The sequence below is a fragment of the Rhodococcus sp. IC4_135 genome (assembly GCF_011602025.1).
GTDB classification, from domain to species: Bacteria; Actinomycetota; Actinomycetes; order Mycobacteriales; family Mycobacteriaceae; genus Rhodococcus_F; species Rhodococcus_F baikonurensis.
Map to the genome: position 1 here is coordinate 1 of NZ_JAAOLG010000093.1, position 2,129 is coordinate 2,129.

The window sequence follows — 2,129 nt, forward strand, 5'->3', positions numbered from 1 at the left end:
TTCAAGCGGTTATCGCCTTGGCGCGTCGACGAGTGAACGTGATCTGGGCATTGTTGCGCGACGACCGGCTGTTCATCGTTGATGCACCCGCTCTTCGAACTGCTTGATTTCCTCATTGAAACTCGTTTCGCTGGTGAAAGTGTGTGGTCAGGCGGCCGTGGTGAGCTTGGAGATTTCGTCGGGGCGGAATCCACTCCAGTGGTTTTCCCCTGCGACGACGACGGGGGCTTGCAGGTATCCGAGGCTCATGACGTAATCGCGGGCCTGTGCGTTTTCGGTGATGCCGATGACGTCGTATTCGATTCCCGCTTTGTCGAGTGCGCGGTACGTGGCATTGCATTGCACACATGCGGGCTTGGTGTATACGGTGATCGCCATTTTCATTCCCCCTTGTCGGTGATTCTTTATTGATTTCATTCTATCGAACAATGCGATATAGAACAATACTTTCGCGGCATTTCTTCGATTAGTTTCCGATTGATTTAATGACATCTTCAATCATTATCACATTCTTTCCCTAATGCTGAACCGTGACATAGGCAGCTACTCGCATGCGTTCTACCTGCATTTTCTCCCCCTCCCCCGGTATGTGCCGATATTCTGGTCTCGGCGGGAGCGGGTCAAGGTGAGTGTAGGAAAAAATATCATAGCGCCGTTGTTCGAGCGTGCGAGTGGCGCAGTGGATATTATTTCTGGAGCGGCCTTGATGCGCGAGTGTCGGGATAGAAGAATGTTCACACCGGGGCGGGTCGGCTCCTTTTCCTTGCGCTTTTGTCGTGGTTCATGGCTGGCGGCCGGGTGCTTTCTCGAGTGCCTGTAGTGGTGTCCGTATTCCGCCCTTCCGGTCCGCCTGTGGCTCTGACCGCCGGCCGGAGGTGGAAGGTGCGGGGCGGAAGGGCGGACGATCCCCAGCCCTTTCGGGCTGGGGATCGCCGCTTCATTGGGTCAGTCGATCGCGACCTCGTCGAATGTGAGCTGTCCGGTGATGATTTCCTCGACGGCGGCGAGGGTGTAGCCCTGTTCCATCAGGAAACTGAGGTACTGGTCGGCGTTCTTGGGCTTGGATCGCCATGCGTCTTTGACCATGCGGGACTCTTGTGCGGCGATCACCAGCGCGAGGAGCAGCACCTGAGCGCGTGCCTCGGACGCCTTCGCCACTTGCTCGGCCAACTCTCGGGCGGGGTAGTAGCCCTTGAATCCGAGCAGCTCACCGAGTGATTCCGCTGCCTTGTATTCCGAGATCAGTCCGGGATCGCGGGCGAGGGTGGTCGCGACGTAGGCCGCTGCCGTTTTCGGTGGGGTCTTGCGGGCGAGCAAGGTTGTGCGCAGGAACTCGCGGCGGACGGTGGTCGCGGCCTCGGCCTGCTTGTTCAGCTCGCGGACTCGTCGGCGTTCCTGCTTGTCCTTCGCTTCCTGCTCGCGCACTGCCCGAACTGCCTCGACGTGGCCGTTTCCGCTGCCATCGGGTGCGTCGATGATCGGGTGCGGTTCGAGTCCTGCGCCTTCCTGGTCGATGCACCAGTATTCCGGGAGGTACTCGGGCCGGTAGTCGACGGTATTGGCGTGCCGTAGCCCTTCGTCGGGTACGGCGGAATCGTCGTCCTCGGTGTCCCAATCGACGTCGTCGTAATCGACGCGCTCGCCGGTGGCTTTGTCGAAAAACGCGTCGTTCAATCCCAGGAACACCGCCCAGAACTGCGGGGCTGCGTCGATCATCTCTTGGGTGACCTCGTCGCCGTCTGCGGTGACCAGGTCGGACGGGGACGGCACCTCCTCCCCGAAACTGATGTGATCGTGCGGAAGGATCGTAAATCCCTTCTCCTCGAACGGGGCTGCGGCGAGGGCGTATGCCTCCCGCTCTTCACGCAACCCGCGCAGTCGCTCCGCTACGTGGTCGAAGTCGTAGTACCTCGTGGTCAGGAGCTTTTCGACGGCTTCGGTATCTCCGGCTTCCTCGAACTCGGCCACTACTGCCGCATGTGCAAGGTCGAGCTGTCCGGCGTCGAGGGCGGCGCGGGCTGCCTCCGCTTTCCCTACCGCTGCCTGGGCTTTCACATCCTTTTTGTCCATCGCGAGGGTCTTGGACACCTTCGTGATGGATGCGCCGAATTCGAGCATCTGCGCAACTC

At 59.9% G+C, this 2,129-nt stretch carries 2 protein-coding genes; both read right to left on the minus strand.

Features of this window, described 5'->3' with window-relative positions:
* Positions 1-147: 147 nt before the first annotated feature.
* Positions 148-378, minus strand: a complete 231-nt coding sequence (gene nrdH, locus G8767_RS35100) for a glutaredoxin-like protein NrdH (RefSeq protein ID WP_166814266.1) — start codon at positions 376-378, stop codon at positions 148-150.
* A 567-nt stretch (positions 379-945) separates the two neighbouring features.
* Positions 946-2,129: chromosome partitioning protein ParB (locus G8767_RS35105; protein ID WP_166814268.1), on the minus strand; the 1,184-nt coding region annotated here is incomplete at its 5' end.

Excerpts from the sequence above, each read along its gene's own strand:
- nrdH (WP_166814266.1), bottom strand. The coding sequence starts at position 378 with ATGGCGATCACCGTATACACCAAGCCCGCATGTGTGCAATGCAATGCC.